The organism is Pontibacter locisalis (assembly GCF_042684605.1).
GTDB lineage: Bacteria > Bacteroidota > Bacteroidia > Cytophagales > Hymenobacteraceae > Pontibacter > Pontibacter locisalis.
Window position 1 is genome coordinate 65,655 of record NZ_JBHULU010000004.1, and the last position, 17,607, is coordinate 83,261.

The following is a 17,607-nucleotide window of genomic DNA, read 5'->3' on the forward strand; positions in this document are numbered from 1 at the left end:
AGAGGACACCCATTTTATTAAGTGCCCTCTTCTGTTATCTTTTTAACTACTCTTTACCAGGTTTAGCACCCGGTAAGCGGCCTCTTAACCAGGCAATCTGACCGCGGTGGTTGGTTTCATGTTCGCACACATGAAATCATTTCCAATAAGTGTTCAAAGGTGCATCATCTGGCCACTCCGGATCTACTGCAAGAAGCCGGTTATCGTTCTTTTCCGAAACACCTGTAACGTATGCTGTTGCTATAACACCTAAGCCACCCAGCCCCATTATGCCTGCTGTGGTGGCGGCTGTTCTTGATATGAATTATACTTTATTTTTAATCTCGCTTCGTTTTCAGAAGCTTCCTAAGCTCCGAGAGCTCATCTCTGTATTTAGCGGCCTGCAAAAAGTCGAGGTCTTTAGCTGCTGCTTCCATTTGCTTTTCAGTCTTTTTGATCAGCTTCTCCAGCTCATCACGCTTCATGGTTTGTATGATCGGCTCGGCCGCGATAGACACCTCTTCCGGACCAGCATACATCTTCACTTCTTTCTTGCGGGCATCCGCTACGAAAGTCTGTTCCCGGATCTCGTCGTGTGACTTAAAGATAGTGCGGGGCGTAATGCCGTGTTCTTCATTATAAGCCATTTGTGTAGCACGCCTTCGGTTAGTTTCATCTATTGCCCGCTGCATAGAACCCGTCATACGATCCGCGTACATAATTACCTTTCCTTTTTCGTTACGCGCAGCACGCCCCATTGTCTGGATCAAGGAGCGTTGGTCACGCAGGAAACCTTCTTTATCAGCATCAAGTATCGCTACTAAGCTTACCTCCGGCAGGTCAAGCCCCTCACGAAGCAGGTTAACCCCTACCAGTACATCAATGATACCTAAACGCAGTTCACGAAGAATCTCCACGCGATCCAGGGTTTTAACTTCGGAGTGCAGGTACTTCGTCTTGATGTTCAGGCGCTCAAGGTACTTCGTCAGTTCTTCAGACATACGCTTTGTAAGTGTAGTCACTAACACACGCGCCCCTTCCTTCACACGCTCATCAATTTCATCCAGTAGATCATCTACCTGGTTTGTGCTTGGCCTTACCTCAATCACGGGGTCCAGCAAACCAGTAGGCCGTATGATCTGTTCTACTATTACGCCTTCAGATTTTTGAATTTCATAGTCGCCTGGCGTGGCACTTACAAACACCACCTGATGCATCAGGCTCTCAAATTCATTGAATGTAAGTGGGCGGTTGTCCATAGCGGCTGGCAAGCGAAAGCCATACTCTACCAGAGCAACTTTACGGGAACGGTCGCCACCCCACATTGCCCGTACCTGTGGCACTGTTACATGACTTTCATCAATTACCATCATGAAGTCATCCGGGAAGTAATCCAGTAAGCAGAAAGGTCGGGCTCCAGGGGAACGTCGGTCAAAGTAACGGGAATAGTTCTCTATACCGGAGCAGTATCCCAGTTCCCGAATCATCTCCAGATCGAATTCTGTACGTTCCTTAATCCGTTTGGCCTCTGTCGGCCTGTCTTCTTTCAGGAAGTACTCGTGCTGCGCCACCATATCAAACTGAATTTCATTAATAGCCTGGTGTAACGTGTCTTTTCCGGTTACGAAAAGATTTGCAGGGTAAAGCGTTACTGCTTTCTCGTCCGAAAGCTTTTTGCCTGACTGCGGATCAATTCTATGGATCTGCTCCAGTTCATCCCCGAAAAAATATAGCCGATAGGCAAAGTCCGCATAAGCCGGGAAAATATCCACTGTATCGCCTTTCACCCGGAATGTTCCACGTGTGAACTCAGCTTCGGTGCGGCTGTAAAGAATTTGCACAAAGGTATACAGCAGGTTATTGCGACTGTACCGCTGGCCAGGAGCAAGGTGTAGTACATTCTTGCCGAACTCTTCCGGATTACCTATACCATAGATACAGGATACTGATGCCACCACCACAATATCACGCCGCCCGGAAAGCAAGGCTGAAGTTGTATGCAGGCGCAGTTTCTCTATCTCTTCATTAATGGCTAAGTCTTTTTCAATGAATACATCTGAAGAAGCAATGTAGGCCTCTGGCTGATAGTAGTCATAGTAAGAGATAAAATACTCCACAGCATTTTCCGGAAAAAACTGCTTAAACTCTCCGTAAAGCTGTGCTGCAAGTGTTTTGTTATGGCAAAGCACCAGAGTAGGCTTCCCCACGTTCTTGATCACGTTCGCCATCGTGAAGGTTTTACCAGTGCCAGTGGCACCAAGTAGCACCTGTGCAGGCTCTCCTTTTCTTATCCCTTCAGTAAGTTGGGCTATAGCTTTTGGCTGGTCGCCAGTGGGTTGAAATTCTGATGTTAATTTAAAATCCATTCGTCTTTTTTACGGATCAGTAAAGATATACTATAACATATAAAATGTGCAGTAAGTTTGCCTGCTGTCATAGTTACTAATGGATACGGGAATCATATTGTAAACGGCTGCAAACAAAATGAAGCCTGCTGGGTTCAGCAGGCTTCCTGGCAGTAAATGTGCAGAAAATTAATGTCTAACTTAATTTTCCTGCTGCCACTACCGGGGCAGTTTCTTCGCTACTTATATCTATATTGAAAGCAACAGAATATCCAGTACAAACACAGGTGCTGTCCGGGTTTCTCAGTTAACAGTTGCAGCAACATGTTGTTTTTAAAAGAGGACCCAATCCTTAAGCATATGGTTGCAGTCATTTCATTTTAAAACAAAAAAAGCCTGCTGAAGACAGCAGGCCTTAGTCTCTTCTTAATCAGAAAAACAACATTTATAAGTATGAAAAATTTATAAAACCTAAATTTTATTTTTACTGGAGCAGACCCGCTTTACCTTTACTGCGGGATACATAACTGTAACGGTCAAACACCTGGGACCATGGTCGTTGTAAATTTCCAATGCTACCTCCACCTGAGTTCCTGCTTTTCGCAACTCCTCCGGAAGGTTATCTGTCGTAACATACCCTCCCTGCAACTGACCAACATAACCATTTGTCAGCTTCCCTGAGCTATCGTCTTCAGAAATTTTCAAAATGTACCAGTCGCTGTTACAGTCTGTGCCAATAACTTCCGCACTAACGCATTCTGGCTCAGGAGGGGTTTCAGCACAACTCATTACCAAAAGCGACAGCACTAAATATAACAACGCTGCGTACACAAAGCTTTTCATCGGTTTATTTTGTACTAAGGGCTCTTCCATCTCAATTAATTATGTAAGCAGACTCTAAAGGCAAATCATCAGTCTTTTTTCTTAGCTGGATTACTTTGCCAGGTAATAGGTGTCTGTAAAAACAGCCGCAGGATCACGTCCTTTAAATTCATTCTTCAGCACCATGTTGCTGGGACCTTTATCTTCAACAACGAAATCTCCCACCCAACTTGCTGTGTTTAATTTGATCACCCCTTTTCTAGAGTAATCAGCTTTAAAACATATCTTTTGCTGCACACTATTTTCCTTGTAAACCAGGAAAGCACTATCTGCACGAAATTCAAAGTAATCTTGTGCAGTACCAACATAATAATTAGTATTACAGCTGTACTCCCGACAGAGCTGGTTGTCTATCTTTTTGATTGCCCATTTTCCCTGAACAGCTGCTTTAAGATTACCAGACTCCAGTAAAGGAGAAGGATCTTCCGCTTCAGCACAACCAGCAAGGGTGGCAAGGGCAAAAAAGACCCCGGCAACTATATAAGTAGCCTTTTTCATAGCTTAGAGAGGTGCGAGTTATAGTTTAGTTGTTGGAGACAGGGCTAAGGCAGGTTACAGCTATTGCGTCTGCGTCAGGTACAAATGCCTTACAGGTAGCAATATTTTTATACCTCTCATCCCTTTCAGTTAATCTGAAACCAATCCTGTACTTCTGCCCTGTAACAACAGCCTCAACGGCAGATTCATTTACCCAGGGTTGCAGATACCTGCCGTCTTCTGTTTTAAACCAGATAGTATTAAAGGCACCATAACTACATTGTACACCTACAGCAGTTACCTCTGTTGCACACGCTTCCTCAGGCCCCGGGCATACGGCTACGTCTTCACAACCGGATATCAGCACAGACAGCAGCAGCAGAGCTAACAGTACATACCAGCCGGATAGGTTGGCTTTAAGGACAGCCACATAAGCTGCAAAAGTGTTATGCGTAATTTTCATAGTTAGGGGCTTTTATCACTCGGTTTACATTTACATGACCCCGTAAAATCTCTTATGGTTGCACACCTGGTAAAAAAGGAGTAACTATTTTTACCGCCTACCCAGGTCATAGTTCACCGACATGTTTAGCCCGATTGTATAAGGGCTTCCCTGCGGTGCAAGTGCTTTGTCAGGCTCTGCTAAAAGTGAATTAAAGTAGCCCCTGAATTCAGGTCCGGCTGTTACTGAGACAGCATTGGAGATGCGCTTGCCAACTCCAAGCGACACATTACCAGAGAACTGTACCTTTCTAAAAGGAGATTCATCCCCATGGTTGTAGCTAACATCTTTCACTTCATCATTAGTAGCCATAAAGGTTGTTTCTACCAGAAAGTTTGCGGCTACCCCACCGGAAGTATACCAGAACCAGTCTTTGTTAATACCACCTTCATACTGCAAACCAACTGGCAACACTAAATGGCGGTACCGGTAATTCACATAAAAATCATCTGTTTTATCAACGCTTAAAGAATCTGTGGAGAAGTTGTTATTAAGCGACGGCAGGAATATAGTTGTTGGCGGTAAAGCCACACGTTCATCGGTATAAGGCTTAAACCAGTACTGCGTTAAAATATAGCTTGATTTTGTACGCGAGGTATTCTGCGTGAATCCTAAACCCGCAAGCAACCTTAGTTTCTTGGTAAGCTTAAAGCCTGCCTTTGCCTCAACGGCATAAGAGAATGCAGGGTCTGTATTCTCCTCGAACTCATTACGCGCCTCCTCCATGTTGGAGGATGACCTTAAGGACTTGTCAGGGCCGTTTGCCACAAAACTAGCTCTTTGAACTGTTTGCATCATTTGTTGTGGCATGCCAATGTTCTGGTTGAAATATGAAGGTGCATACCCCATGCCAACCGTCCAGCGGCTATCAGTATCGCTTTCTTTTTCTTCTTTGCTGCCTTTATTATCATTAAGTGCCAGCGCTAAATCTTCGCTTTTCTTCAAAATTGTAGCAACCCCTTCTTTTGCAGACTTGCTTAACTCTACCAGGGATTTATGCTGTTCATCATTCTGTTGCACACCTGTGGTTCGTCCAAACGAATTGCTATAGGAAGGAGGTACAGCTGCTATTGCCTGTCTTGCTGTCTGGTAAAAAGGTTTAAGGGAATCGAAAGCAGATTTTTCCTCTGGAAGATTTCCATCGGTGTTGTCAAAAGTGCTAAAACTGAGATCATCCTTTGATGAACTCTCTAAGGCTGCTATACCAGGAGCAACCTCTTCACCTTTATTTTGCCTGCCTACATCTGCTAACAAACTCTCTTCATCAATCGCATACACTAACTCTTCTGTTGCAATGACCTGCGTACTGTAGGCAATATCCTCTTTAGCAGGAACCGGAGCAGTTAAACTTCCCAACTCCTTTTCTGCACGGCTTTGCTGCACAGGCCCCTCCTCTGCTTTTGCCAACTGGCTAACATCAGCCGGAGCATTAGCAGGTTGGGCAGAAGCAACAACTGCAGCCTCATCTGCTTTAAAATGATAGGTTAACAAGGCTCCTGCCATCACAAAGAGAATAAAGCATGCTGCTGCCAGCTGGCGGTACAACACCATTCTTCCTTTATAATGTTTGCTTTCCTGTAACGTCAGGTCATGATCTATGCGGGCCCATAGGTCAGGTGATGGCGAGGCCTCAGCGTCGTGCATCCGGCGCTGGAATTCTTCTTCCAGTGGTCCCCGCTTATGATTAGCTGCTGATGACATGCTCATTATAGTTTTGTTCCTGGCGCGTGAGCATATTCTGAAGAATAGCCCTTGCGCGTGAATATTGTGACTTTGAAGTACCTTCGGAAATGCCCAGCATTTCACCAATCTCCTTGTGGTTGTAACCCTCAATTGCATAAAGGTTGAAAACCATCCTGTAACGTGGAGCAAGGCTTTGAATCATGCTCATAAGCTCATCCAAATTGTAGCTGCTAAGGCTACACGCATCAGAAGTGATATTAGCAACTTCATCAGTTTCATGTGAAACCGTAAGAAGCTGTTTACTCCTTAAATGCTTTAGAGCCGTATTTACCATGATCTTTCGAATCCAGAACTCAAGAGGACAATCCTTCTTAAAATTCTGAAGGTTCGAAAAAATTTTCACAAATGCATCCTGCATAATATCCTCTGCCTCAAAAGTAGTAGGGGCATAACGCAGGCATACAGCCATCATCTTTTTGGAATAAAGGTCATATAGAAGCCGTTGCATCTCCCGCTTACCGGCAGTGCAACCCTCTATGAGCTTATCTTCCTCAGATTTTGGTTTTGTAAAAAGTCCCAAGCAGTACTAGTTTATGCCTTTTTCATCATGATGATTCCATCCGGACCATAATGGTTGCAAGGCGGATAAGATTTTTTTGCAGGACCAGGTGAACATTAAGAGGATTATTGCCACCTGTCACAATACAAAGACAAAATTATAATAATCTGATGCTTATATACCTACTTACTATAAAATTATTTCTGAATATTTAGTGAAGGTAAAGCAAAAAGCCTCCCTGGCAGGAGGCTTTGACAAACAAGTAGTTCACTTATTATTTATTTAGCTCAATAACTTGTAAAGAGGTGGTTTAACGTTGTACAGAATGTTACACAAAAGAGGGGTTTAAAAACTTATAAACCAAAAGTGCTACAAGTGTAAAAACTAACAACCACACATAATTCACAATTCTGTTGGCACCCAGTGCGCCGCTTTGTGAAGATTTATTCACACCTTCAAGTGCCTGAAGCCGGGCCTGTTCAACTATGTTCTTTGCCATTAACTGATAAGAGAAATGAAAGCCAAGAGCCACTACCAGCACATCATCCAGAAAGCCAAAAACCGGCACTAAGTCAGGGATGAAATCAATGGGGCTAACAGCGTAACCAATGAAGAAAGCTACCAAAATGCGCACATACCACCTCACACGCTCATCGCGGTACGACAGGTACAGGGAATAGATTTCAGTATTGATCGCGTTAGTTTTCTGCTTGAGGGTGTTAAGTTGCATCATATTCTTAGTAGGTTGTAGCTTTAGCACTTCTACGTACCTGCACCTGCTAAGTGTTGCAATATGTAGCAACTTTTATATATAATATTTTTTTATGTATATCTGGTGTTAGGAATTCCAGATTTTCCAGGCAGCCTCAGCCTGAGCAAAGAGCATAGGTAAGCCGTTCATTGTTTTGGCACCTGCTGATGCACATTTCTCAAGAAAGAGTGTTTGCTCCGGATTATAAACCAGATCATATGCATAATGCTTGTTTGTTAATGCGGTGTAGGGCAAGACCGGAAAGGTATCCACATTCGGGGCCATACCAAGCGGAGTAGTGTTTATTATCAGGTTGAAAACCTGCAGAAGCTTCGGTGTTATCTGCTCATAACGTAACTCATCTCCCACCGGACTCCGCGATACAACAGAATAGGAAACCTGCATGTCTGCCAACGCAGCAAAAACAGCTTTTGCTGCTCCACCAGTACCAAGCACTAGTGCTTTACCCCGATCAGCAGCGGGATAAAATTCTTCTAGCGTAGCTTTAAAGCCTATGTAATCCGTATTAAAGCCTTTGGTAAGCCCACTTTCTATTTTAATTGTATTTACAGCACCAATCTTCGTTGCAGCTTCATCCAACTCGTCCAGAAGGGGAATTACATCCTGCTTATAAGGGATCGTAACATTTAAGCCTGCAAGCTCCGGTTCACGCTGAAAAAGGTCTTTTAGCCTGCCTATCTCTTCTAACTCATACAGGTCATAGCTTGCTTCTTTTATTCCCTCACGCTCAAACTTGGTGCTGAAGTACTTCTTGGAGAAGGAGTGTCCCAACTTTTTCCCGATAAGGCCAAATTTCCGCATGGTTATACTTTTGTAGTGTTATCATCAGTGAAATAATCAATGAGATACACCAGCAGAAAACCAAATATAGCCAGCACCACACCATATACCAGATAAGCCTCCTGCCCTGTAAGCACCTCATAGGCGCCCGGCAGTACATTATCCTGCACCAGTGGCTTCACCTCACCATGGCGATCTGTATAGGTTTGCACCGTTACCTTCCAGGGCCAGACTTTATTTAATGAGCCAACCATAAAACCCGTCAGTAAGGCAACGGTAACATTGTGGTAATTCTTCAGCATCCAGTTAATGACATGCGAGAAAGAAAGTATACCAGTGATACAGCCCAACCCGAACGTAATTATGATGCCTAGTTTAAGTTCTTTGAGAGCAAGCATGATGTATTCATACTTAGCCAGCAACACGAGTATAAAGCTTCCTGAAATTCCCGGAAGGATCATGGCACAGATAGCGATAGCGCCAGATAAGAATATAAACCAGTATGCCTCCGGCGTCTGCCCCGGGGTAGCTACAGTAATATAAAAAGCAATAGCAGCACCTAGTATCCCCGCTATGATCACGCCCGGCGTCCAACGGGTTATCTTTTTTGCCACAACCACCGCCGAAGCCATGATCAACCCGAAAAAGAAGGACCACAACATTTCAGGGTAGTATTCTAACAAATATAAGATCAGCCTGGAGAGTGAGGCAAAAGACAAGCCAATCCCGGCCAGTAACACTACCAGAAAAGTACCATTGATGTGCTTCCAGAAGTCTAACAGCTTAAATTTAGATAACAGCCTGATCGCCTCACCATCTACAGAACGGATTGAACCTAACAGCTCTTCATAAATACCGGTGATAAAGGCAATAGTACCTCCTGAAACACCTGGAACTACATCGGCAGCCCCCATCCCTACTCCTTTCGAAAAAAGTAGGATATATTCTTTCAGTGTTCTCCTTTTCATCAAACCTTTTGACTCTTTTACCTGGCTCATAACATGCTTAAATAAAATTGCCCGTGCGGGCGTACCGACGGGCAATTTATATACTTTTGATTTTATACTTTAACCTATTAGCAAGGTTTTTCTACGTCAAGGAAGTGCATAAATGTATCACCTCTCAATCCCAAACGAATCGTCTCCAACGGAATTACCTCATTTGGAGCAATGTTTCCAAGGTTTACGTTCGCACCAAGTAACTTAATAAACCATACCTGCTGTGCTTTTTGTGGAGCCTCCCACAAGATCTTCTCAAATGGAATCTCTGTTAGGATCTCTTCCACAAGACCACTACGTACTTCACCCGTAGAACGGAACAAACCTACGTTACCGCCTTCACGTGCCTCGCCAATCACCTTCCAGGCTCCTGCTTCCAGTTCAGCGCGCATCAGCTTAATCCACATATAAGGTGGAATGATCTTCTCGGCGTCTTTAGACCCTACCTCTGAAAGTACTGTTACCTGCTCTGACAGCTTAGAAATATAATCACACTTTACTTCGTGCGGCAGCTCAATAGAACCGTCAGAAACCTCGGCAAAGGTCATGTTATACTTATCAAGTATGCGGCGGTAATCATCAAACTGGTCTCTGATGATAAACGCCTCAAATAGAGTTCCGCCAAAATAAGTAGGAATTCCTGCAGCTTTATAAACATCCAGCTTCTTCTGTAAGTTAGGAGAAACGTAAGAGGTACCCCAACCCAGTTTTACAATGTCTACATAATCTCCTGCTACTTCCAAGAAATCTTCTACCTCCCGCACGCTAAGACCTTTGTCCATAGCCATGGTAAAGCCTCGCTCACGAGGTTTAGCTTCGCGCTCAGGGATGCTTTTTAGCGAATAGTTCATCTAATTTTATTTGCGATATTGATCAATTAATCTGGATAAAGCCCGCTGCGACTCCAGTTCAGGGAAGAACTCGAACAACAGCTTATGCTTATCGAAGTCCAAAATTAAAGCATTTTCCAGATAATTGTAAGCTTCGCGGTATTTTCCTGCCGAAAGCATGTAAGCACAAGCTCTGTAATACAGCTCAGCTTCGTCAGGCTGCAATTCTATCGCATTCAAAATAATATCAATGGCCTCCTCAAAGTTACCCTGCTCATACAGGATAATGGACCAGTTCAGGTAAATGTTCTTATCACTTGGCTGTACCTCTGCCGCACGTGCATAGCTTTCCAAAGCTGAAACGATGTGCCCCACGTTATACTCTGCCCCGGCAAGTGCCACCCAGTAATCGGCACTATCATCATAAAGCTCAACAGCCTTTTTGTAAAAATGTACGGCCTCGTACCATTTACCCTGCGCATCCAGAATTACCCCAATGCCAAACCAGGCTTCATCCATTTCCGGATCAAGATCCACGGCTTTCTGGTAATACCTCCGGGACAAGTCCCATTGCAACAGTTTTTCATAGCACTCCCCGATGTTGCAATATGCTTCGGCTGACGGCGTACCATGCTCCAGCATAGCATTGAAAGCATCTATGGCTTTTGTATATTCTCCTAGAAAAACATACGCATTGGCCATGTTATTATAAGCCGTGATAAAGTCAGGCTTGATGATGGTAGAGTAGTCGTAAGCAGCAATGGCTTTATCATAAAGGCCTTGCTTGTTGTATACATTGCCAAGATTGAACCAGGCTACATAAGAATAGGGGTCTTTGTCTACAAACTCCTGGAAGAATGGCAAGTGCTCACGTATGGTACCGGTTAACTCCATGCAGTAAATAATCTCCTGCATAGCCGCTTCGTTCTCGAGGTTCAGCTCAACGCACTTCTTATAGTATTTTATAGCAGAGTTAAATTTACCCCAGGTCTGATAAGCTAAACCAATATTGAAGTAAATATCGTCCCTGTCCTCAGAATATGCCAGGGCTTTCTTAAAGTAATCAATAGCATCCCTGAACTCTCCACGTTGGGTATAGATAATCCCGCGCGTAAGTTGTACATCAGCACTTTCCGGCTCTATCTCAGCCACCTGGTTTATTAAAACAAGCGCTTCCTCAAAATTCCCGGACATAGCTAAAAGCTGTGCCTTATCAATCATCAATCCTGAAGAGAAAGGGTATTGCACTAAGGCTGCATCGCAGGCTTTTAACGCCTTGGCATAATCAAAGTTTGCAGTATAATGATCTATAATTAGTTCAAAATCAGTCAGATCGAAAAACACGATCTCATCACTCCCGAGCATCTGCTCGAAACGGTTTATCAGTTCCAGCTCTTCGCTGTGTTCTTCAAAGTTATCTTTCATCTCCAAAATCCAACAAGCTGCAGGGTAACAGCCTTTGTCATATTACATTTTTATACTGCAAATAGTTTACCGGAATTCAGGTGCTGAAGCCTTTTGTTCTTTTAGCCCATCACAAACCCAGGCAATGCTTTCAGCAACTGGTCTAAAATTAATACCAATTGCTTCCCTGACCTTTTCATTACTGAAAAGGTGGTTTTTACCTGATACCCGTGCAGTATCTTTTGTTATAAGAGGTCGGCCTCCCGTGAACCAGGTTCGGGCATGTTCGAGCCTCCACACTACTTCGGCCAGTGCAGGAGGCACCTTAACAGAGGGAGCCTTCTTGTCAAAACCTACAGCCACCCCTTTAAAGAAATCTTTGTAGCTTACTTGTTCAGCATTTAATATAAACCTTTCCCCAGTAATTTCCGAGAAAGTCAATTTCATCATTGCCTCTGTTACATCCCGAACATCCACAAAGTTAGCACTACCTTGCGTGTAGAAAGTCCTTTCGTTATAAACATATTTGAAAAGCTGCGTACTACTGCGGTTCCAGTCTGAAGGGCCAAGCACAACTGACGGGTTAACAATAACAGCTTCCAAACCTTCTGCTATACCCCGCCATACTTCCAGCTCACCCAGATATTTAGAACTTGCATAGGCGGAATGCTCCACAGAAGCATCCCATTTACTATTCTCTGTAAGCGTTTGTACACCTTTTGGCCTGCCCACCGCAGCTATTGAACTAACATGGCAAAGCTTTACTCCGCCGTGTTCAAGGCAGGCATCTACCATATTGGCCGTCCCTTCAATATTTACCTGCTTCAGGAGTTCTTTATCCTGCGGCGCATAAGACACTAAACCGGCACAATGAAAAACATATTGCACCTCCTGCAGCGCATTTCGCAGAAACACAGGATCCAGGATATCACCTTCCACCCATTGTACCTGATCAGCTCCTTTTATGCTGGGTACCTGCCCCCGGTACAGCGCCTTCACAGTATACCCTTGTCCCAGAAGTGCCGGGATAAGAAAACTGCCAATAAGGCCACTGCCGCCAGTAACGAATATCATATTAAGATAGGTTGAGTAGAATTATCTTACAATTGGCTGTTTCGCAATGGCAAGGCAAAAGCTTTGGAAAGATATTTTGATGAGAGCACTCTCTGAAGGGAGTCAGTGTGTTTTAAGCCATGCGTATCAGACCCCAGGAAATCCACCATCCCATTATCTATCAGCTTTTCAACTATATTTTTAGCCCCCGCCGAATAATAGCCTGTTAGAGAATTAAGATTAGGTTGAAACAACACCCCCTGCTCTCTTAGCTCCACCAGGTTGTCGAATTTACCATAGAAGTATGTGTACCTCTCCGGATGCGCCAGTACGGGCTTGTATCCCTTTGACCGCATCTTAAAGATTGCCTCACGCAAGTTCAAAGGCTCATTCAGGAAGGAAGTTTCAAACAGTATGTAGTTGTCTCCGAAGGTAAGAAGTTCCTGTCCCGTATCTAATTTCTCCAGAAAGCCCTCATCCAGATAATACTCCGCCGCACAGGCAAGCTCCATCTCTATTCCCGCCTCTTTCACGGCATTTTGCAGTAAAGCAAGCTTCTCACGGATTCCTTCCGGAGTATTTCTGTAGAAGTCGCTCATGATATGGGGCGTCATGATCAGCTTATGGTATCCGAGACTCTTCATCACCTGCACCAGTTCAAGCGATCTTTCCAGGCTATCAGAACCATCATCCAGGCCAGGAAGGATGTGTGAGTGCATGTCTACCCCTAATGTACTGAAAGACTCCTCAGCCACTTCTTCACTTCCAAACAAGTTTTTAAAAAACCTCTTCATCTCCTGTTTTCCGAAACGTTAGTTGCTCTTTTCCGGCACCTTAAAGCAAAATTCTTTCAAAATAACGCAAATAAAACGCTCTATCAAAAATATACTTTGCGCATCTACGATTTTGACCTTGAGTAAGCCAGAGTATGTTTTATTTTATATTCCACAATTGGTCCTTTTGCCGTATTTATTTAGCTTTGTAAACAACGGATAGTCAATAACCGTTATATACGCGACTTTTAAACTGCCATACTAAACTATAAATGGAATTAAGATATACTGAGAACCAGCGCATGATCGCTGACATGGTACGCGACTTTGGCGCAAAGCACATAAAGCCGCAGATGATGGAGTGGGACGAAAGCCAGGAATTCCCTATCGAAGTATTTAAAAAATTAGGCGAACTGGGCCTGATGGGCGTACTTGTTCCCACAGAATACGGTGGATCAGGCTTTGGTTATTTGGAGTATGTAACGGCAATTGCAGAGCTTTCGAAGATTGACGGTTCCATTGGCTTATCTATGGCAGCCCATAACTCCCTTTGTACCGGCCATATCCTGCAGTTCGGAAACGAAGAACAAAAAAAGAAATACTTACCAAAACTAGCTACAGCAGAGTGGATTGGTGCCTGGGGCTTAACTGAGCCTAACACAGGTTCTGATGCAGGCAATATGCGCACTGTAGCTGTTCAGGATGGCGATCATTGGGTAATCAATGGTGCGAAAAACTTTATCACTCACGGTAAATCAGGTAATGTTGCAGTTGTGATTGTACGTACCGGTGAGGTTGGTGATTCTCATGGTATGACTGCCTTTGTAATTGAAAAAGGAACTCCTGGTTTCAGTGCGGGTCGCAAAGAAGATAAACTGGGCATGAGAGCATCCGAAACTACTGAGCTTATTTTCCAGGATTGCCGTGTGCACAAAGACCAGATCTTAGGAAAGGTTGGCGAAGGCTTTATCCAGGCGATGAAAGTTCTGGATGGTGGCCGTATTTCTATTGCTGCGCTTTCTTTAGGTATTGCACAAGGTGCTTTTGAGGCAGCTCTTGCCTATTCTAAAGAACGCAACCAGTTTAACAAGCCTATTTCCAGTTTCCAGGGCATCGCTTTTAAATTAGCGGATATGGCCACTGAAATAGAAGCTGCTGCACTTCTTACTTACCAGGCAGCTGATATGAAGAACCGAGGCCTAAATGTGAACAAAGAGTCTGCGATGGCTAAGCTGTATGCTTCTGAGGTTTCCGTGAGAGTAGCGAACGAAGGCGTACAGATTTTTGGCGGGTACGGCTTTACAAAAGACTACCCTGCTGAAAAGTACTACCGCGATGCCAAGCTTTGCACCATTGGTGAGGGAACAAGTGAGATACAAAAACTCGTTATATCAAGAGCAGTACTTAAATAATTCAAACTTTCTTGCCCCTGTTACACGCTTTTGCTACAGGTTTGAGAAGTTTTTCAGTAGTTTAGGAGAAATATTTACTCAAACTATTGATTTTTAAGTATAAGCTTCGTTAAATTTGCAACCCTAATTCTAAGAGAAGAGAGATAACATGATTATTGTAAACGTAAAAGATAACGAGTCAGTAGACCGTGCATTAAAAAGATTCAAGAAGAAATTCGAGAGAACTGGTGTTTTGAAAGAGCTTCGTTCCAGAACTTATTTCGAAAAGCCGTCAGTTGCTAAAAGAAAGCAGAAAGAGAGAGCTGCTTACAAGCAAAAGCTTTTCGCTGACCAAAACTACTAGTATTTCCTACCAACATATTTAATAATTCCATAAATTAGTGTATCAGGCTTACATGCCCGGAACACTGGTTTATGGAATTATTTTTTAAGTACCTACAGTACGAAAAGCGGTATAGCCCGCACACCCTTACCTCCTATCACACCGATCTGGGGCAATTTGCCCAGTACCTGGAACAGGTATACCAGATCACAGATCCTGCTGAAGCAGGCCACACCATCATCCGTTCCTGGATTCTTACACTGGTGCAGAACAATATTAAGCCGAGATCTATCAATAGAAAGATCGCCTGCCTTCGCTCATACTACAGATTTTTACTCGCAGAGCAGCGCATCGAGGCAAACCCAATGCTGCGCATCAAGGCTCCTAAGGTTTCCAAGAAGCTTCCGGCTTTCGTACCGGAAGAGCCTTTTAACACGCTGCTGGATACTTTTACGTTTGAGGAAAACTTTGAAGGACAACGAGATAGGTTGATCCTGGAGCTCCTTTATGGGACAGGCATACGGCTGGCAGAACTCATTGGCATTGCTGATGGGGATATTAGCTTGCGTGCTAAAACGGTGCGTGTTCTGGGGAAAGGAAACAAGGAGCGCATCATACCTATTAACGATTCCTTGCTATCTTGTATAGAGGTGTATCAGAAGCATAAGAAAAGTGAATTTCCGGATAACAATTCTGAAAAACTGCTCGTTACAAATAAAGCTCGTCCTCTTTATCCTAAGTTCATTTATCGTGTTGTAAAGAAGTACATAAGTTTGATAACTACCTCTCAAAATAATAGCCCCCACGTGCTGCGCCACTCTTTTGCTACGCATTTGTTAAACAAGGGGGCAGATCTTAATGCTATCAAAGACTTACTAGGTCACTCAAGCCTTGCGGCAACCCAGGTTTACACACACAATTCAATAGAAAAGCTTAAATCGATATTCGAGAAAGCACACCCAAAAGCATAATTTTAACCATTTAATATTACGACTATGAAGCTACAGATGCATTCAATCCACTTCGAGGCTGATAAACAGCTTACCGATTTCATCCAGCAGAGAGTTGATAAACTTGAAACATTCTTCGACCGGATAGTGGAAGGTGAAGTGTTTCTTAAACATAATAACAGCGATGGTATAGCTAACAAAACTGTTGAAATAAAACTGTTTGTACCAGGTTCTACCTTGTTTTCAAAAGAAGAAGCCCCATCTTTTGAAGCAGCAGCAGATGCTGCCGTTGAAGCAATGCGCCGACAGCTAAGGAAGTATAAAGAAAAGCAGATGGCTCACTAGGAAAGCGGAGCTTTCCAATTATGAATTAGAAATTAAGAATTATGAATGTCTATTAAAGTGAGACATTTTAAAACAGAGAGGCCTGCTAAACTTTAGCAGGCCTCTCTGTTTATACTTATTTTAAGTAAATCTACTTTAGCAAGAGTTGACTATAAGCCAAACTCTGCTTTGATCTTATCTACGTAGTCCAGTTTCTCCCAAGTGAAGGTTTCAAACTCTTTTGACTCTTTGTGGCCGTTCACTGAAAACTCTACTTTTTTCAAACCAGGTGTTCTACCCATATGTCCATAGGCAGCTGTTTCAGAGAAAATCGGGTTTTGCAAGCCAAAACGTTGCACAATAGCGTACGGACGCATGTCAAACAACTTATTAACTTTCTCTGCAATCTCTCCATCGCTCATGATGCTTCCGCTAGCATCCTTTACTTTTGTAGAGCCGTAGGTTGTTACATATAAACCAACAGGCTTTGCAACACCAATAGCATAAGCTACCTGTACCAGTACCTGATCAGCAACAACAGCAGCTACTAAGTTTTTAGCTATGTGGCGTGCTGCATACGCTGCAGAACGGTCAACTTTTGAAGAATCCTTACCAGAGAAAGCACCACCTCCGTGAGCACCTTTACCACCATAAGTATCCACGATGATCTTACGGCCAGTTAAACCTGTATCACCATGCGGACCTCCTATCACAAATTTACCTGTAGGGTTGATGTGATATGTAATGTCTTTGTTGAATAGCATCTGGATACGCTCCGGCAACTGCTTCAGTACGCGTGGGATCAGAATGTTATCCACATCTTCTTTGATCTTAGCTACCATCTTCTGCTCAGCAGCGTCTTTTGCTTCATTGCTATCGCCTTCTGCTGTAACAAACTCATCATGCTGTGTAGAGATAACAATTGTGTCGATCTTCTCTGGCACATGGTTATCGCTGTAGCGGATGGTTACCTGCGACTTAGCATCAGGTCGCAAGTAAGTCATTTCCCTGCCCTCTTTGCGGATCGCAGCAAGCTCCTCCAGCAACAGGTGCGAAATACTCAGAGCCAAAGGCATGTAATTGTCAGTTTCGTTTGTCGCGTAACCGAACATCATGCCCTGGTCACCTGCTCCCTGATCTTCCGGGTTAGCACGTTCTACACCCTGGTTAATGTCAGCAGACTGCTCATGAATGGCAGAAATAACACCACAGGCATCCGCATCGAACATATATTCAGACTTAGTGTAGCCAATACGCTTGATCACATCACGGGCTACTTTCTGCACGTCAACGTAAGCTTCTGACTTCACCTCTCCACTCAATACAACCAGACCGGTAGTTACCAACGTTTCACAAGCTACTTTAGACTGAGGATCCTGCTTCAGAAACTCATCTAGTAGCGCATCAGAAATCTGGTCCGCCACTTTATCCGGATGTCCTTCTGATACAGACTCAGAAGTAAATAAATAAGGCATTTCTTCTATGGGTTTAGGTACAAAGTATAAACCAGCTGCCACAACCGGCAGCGGTTACAAAGCTAAAACAATTCTATCACAGTTAAA

Annotated in this window: 18 protein-coding genes; 4 read left to right on the forward strand and 14 right to left on the reverse strand. The window is 43.7% G+C overall.

The annotated features are described in order from the left end of the window. Positions 1-317 precede the first annotated feature (317 nt). The 13 genes from uvrB to ACFSRY_RS03470 form a co-directional block, all read right to left on the reverse strand. On the reverse strand, positions 318-2,345 hold the full coding sequence (uvrB, locus tag ACFSRY_RS03410; protein WP_377503359.1) for an excinuclease ABC subunit UvrB: 2,028 nt from the start codon (positions 2,343-2,345) through the stop codon (positions 318-320). A gap of 450 nt (positions 2,346-2,795) precedes the next feature. Then, positions 2,796-3,167: a hypothetical protein gene (locus ACFSRY_RS03415; protein ID WP_377503360.1), complete on the reverse strand. Its 372-nt coding sequence runs from the start codon at positions 3,165-3,167 to the stop codon at positions 2,796-2,798. Positions 3,168-3,257: 90 nt separating this feature from the next. After that, positions 3,258-3,704 carry a hypothetical protein gene (locus ACFSRY_RS03420; RefSeq protein WP_377503361.1) on the reverse strand — a complete coding sequence of 149 codons (447 nt, stop codon included), beginning with the start codon at positions 3,702-3,704 and terminating at the stop codon, positions 3,258-3,260. Between the two features lie 25 nt (positions 3,705-3,729). Further along, positions 3,730-4,146, reverse strand: a complete 417-nt coding sequence (locus tag ACFSRY_RS03425; RefSeq protein ID WP_377503362.1) for a hypothetical protein — start codon at positions 4,144-4,146, stop codon at positions 3,730-3,732. A gap of 90 nt (positions 4,147-4,236) precedes the next feature. Beyond that, positions 4,237-5,886: an outer membrane beta-barrel protein gene (locus ACFSRY_RS03430; protein ID WP_377503363.1), complete on the reverse strand. Its 1,650-nt coding sequence runs from the start codon at positions 5,884-5,886 to the stop codon at positions 4,237-4,239. After that, complete coding sequence (locus ACFSRY_RS03435; protein WP_377503364.1) at positions 5,870-6,448, reverse strand: RNA polymerase sigma factor; 579 nt, start codon at positions 6,446-6,448, stop codon at positions 5,870-5,872. Before ACFSRY_RS03435 ends, ACFSRY_RS03430 begins: the two co-directional genes overlap by 17 nt. Positions 6,449-6,755: 307 nt before the next feature. Then, positions 6,756-7,160 carry a YkvA family protein gene (locus tag ACFSRY_RS03440; protein WP_377503365.1) on the reverse strand — a complete coding sequence of 135 codons (405 nt, stop codon included), beginning with the start codon at positions 7,158-7,160 and terminating at the stop codon, positions 6,756-6,758. Positions 7,161-7,265: 105 nt separating this feature from the next. Next, positions 7,266-8,000 carry a shikimate dehydrogenase family protein gene (locus ACFSRY_RS03445; protein ID WP_377503366.1) on the reverse strand — a complete coding sequence of 245 codons (735 nt, stop codon included), beginning with the start codon at positions 7,998-8,000 and terminating at the stop codon, positions 7,266-7,268. Between the two features lie 2 nt (positions 8,001-8,002). Next, complete coding sequence (locus ACFSRY_RS03450; protein WP_377503367.1) at positions 8,003-8,977, reverse strand: DUF368 domain-containing protein; 975 nt, start codon at positions 8,975-8,977, stop codon at positions 8,003-8,005. A 77-nt stretch (positions 8,978-9,054) separates the two neighbouring features. Beyond that, complete coding sequence (locus ACFSRY_RS03455; protein ID WP_377503368.1) at positions 9,055-9,828, reverse strand: phosphosulfolactate synthase; 774 nt, start codon at positions 9,826-9,828, stop codon at positions 9,055-9,057. A 6-nt stretch (positions 9,829-9,834) separates the two neighbouring features. Beyond that, positions 9,835-11,232: a tetratricopeptide repeat protein gene (locus tag ACFSRY_RS03460; protein WP_377503369.1), complete on the reverse strand. Its 1,398-nt coding sequence runs from the start codon at positions 11,230-11,232 to the stop codon at positions 9,835-9,837. A 66-nt stretch (positions 11,233-11,298) separates the two neighbouring features. Beyond that, entirely contained in the window at positions 11,299-12,285 is a 987-nt protein-coding gene (locus ACFSRY_RS03465) for an NAD-dependent epimerase/dehydratase family protein (RefSeq protein ID WP_377503370.1), read from the reverse strand. Between the two features lie 26 nt (positions 12,286-12,311). Next, positions 12,312-13,058, reverse strand: coding sequence for a tyrosine-protein phosphatase (locus ACFSRY_RS03470; protein ID WP_377503371.1), 747 nt, complete (start codon positions 13,056-13,058; stop codon positions 12,312-12,314). 251 nt (positions 13,059-13,309) lie between these two features. Here ACFSRY_RS03470 and ACFSRY_RS03475 point away from each other — a divergent pair, with 251 nt between their 5' ends. The 4 genes from ACFSRY_RS03475 to hpf all read left to right on the forward strand — a co-directional run bounded on the left by ACFSRY_RS03475 (position 13,310) and on the right by hpf (position 16,066). Then, positions 13,310-14,449: an acyl-CoA dehydrogenase gene (locus tag ACFSRY_RS03475; protein ID WP_377503372.1), complete on the forward strand. Its 1,140-nt coding sequence runs from the start codon at positions 13,310-13,312 to the stop codon at positions 14,447-14,449. 148 nt (positions 14,450-14,597) lie between these two features. Then, positions 14,598-14,792, forward strand: coding sequence for a 30S ribosomal protein S21 (rpsU, locus tag ACFSRY_RS03480; RefSeq protein WP_377503373.1), 195 nt, complete (start codon positions 14,598-14,600; stop codon positions 14,790-14,792). A 71-nt stretch (positions 14,793-14,863) separates the two neighbouring features. After that, entirely contained in the window at positions 14,864-15,742 is an 879-nt protein-coding gene (locus tag ACFSRY_RS03485) for a tyrosine-type recombinase/integrase (RefSeq protein WP_377503374.1), read from the forward strand. A 24-nt stretch (positions 15,743-15,766) separates the two neighbouring features. Beyond that, entirely contained in the window at positions 15,767-16,066 is a 300-nt protein-coding gene (gene hpf, locus ACFSRY_RS03490; protein WP_377503375.1) for a ribosome hibernation-promoting factor, HPF/YfiA family, read from the forward strand. A 149-nt stretch (positions 16,067-16,215) separates the two neighbouring features. On the opposite strand, the gene metK is transcribed toward hpf, so the two are convergent. Beyond that, the gene (gene metK, locus ACFSRY_RS03495; RefSeq protein ID WP_377503376.1) at positions 16,216-17,520 is read right to left on the reverse strand and encodes a methionine adenosyltransferase; all 1,305 of its coding nucleotides are present in this window, start codon (positions 17,518-17,520) and stop codon (positions 16,216-16,218) included. Between the last annotated feature and the right edge of the window lie 87 nt (positions 17,521-17,607).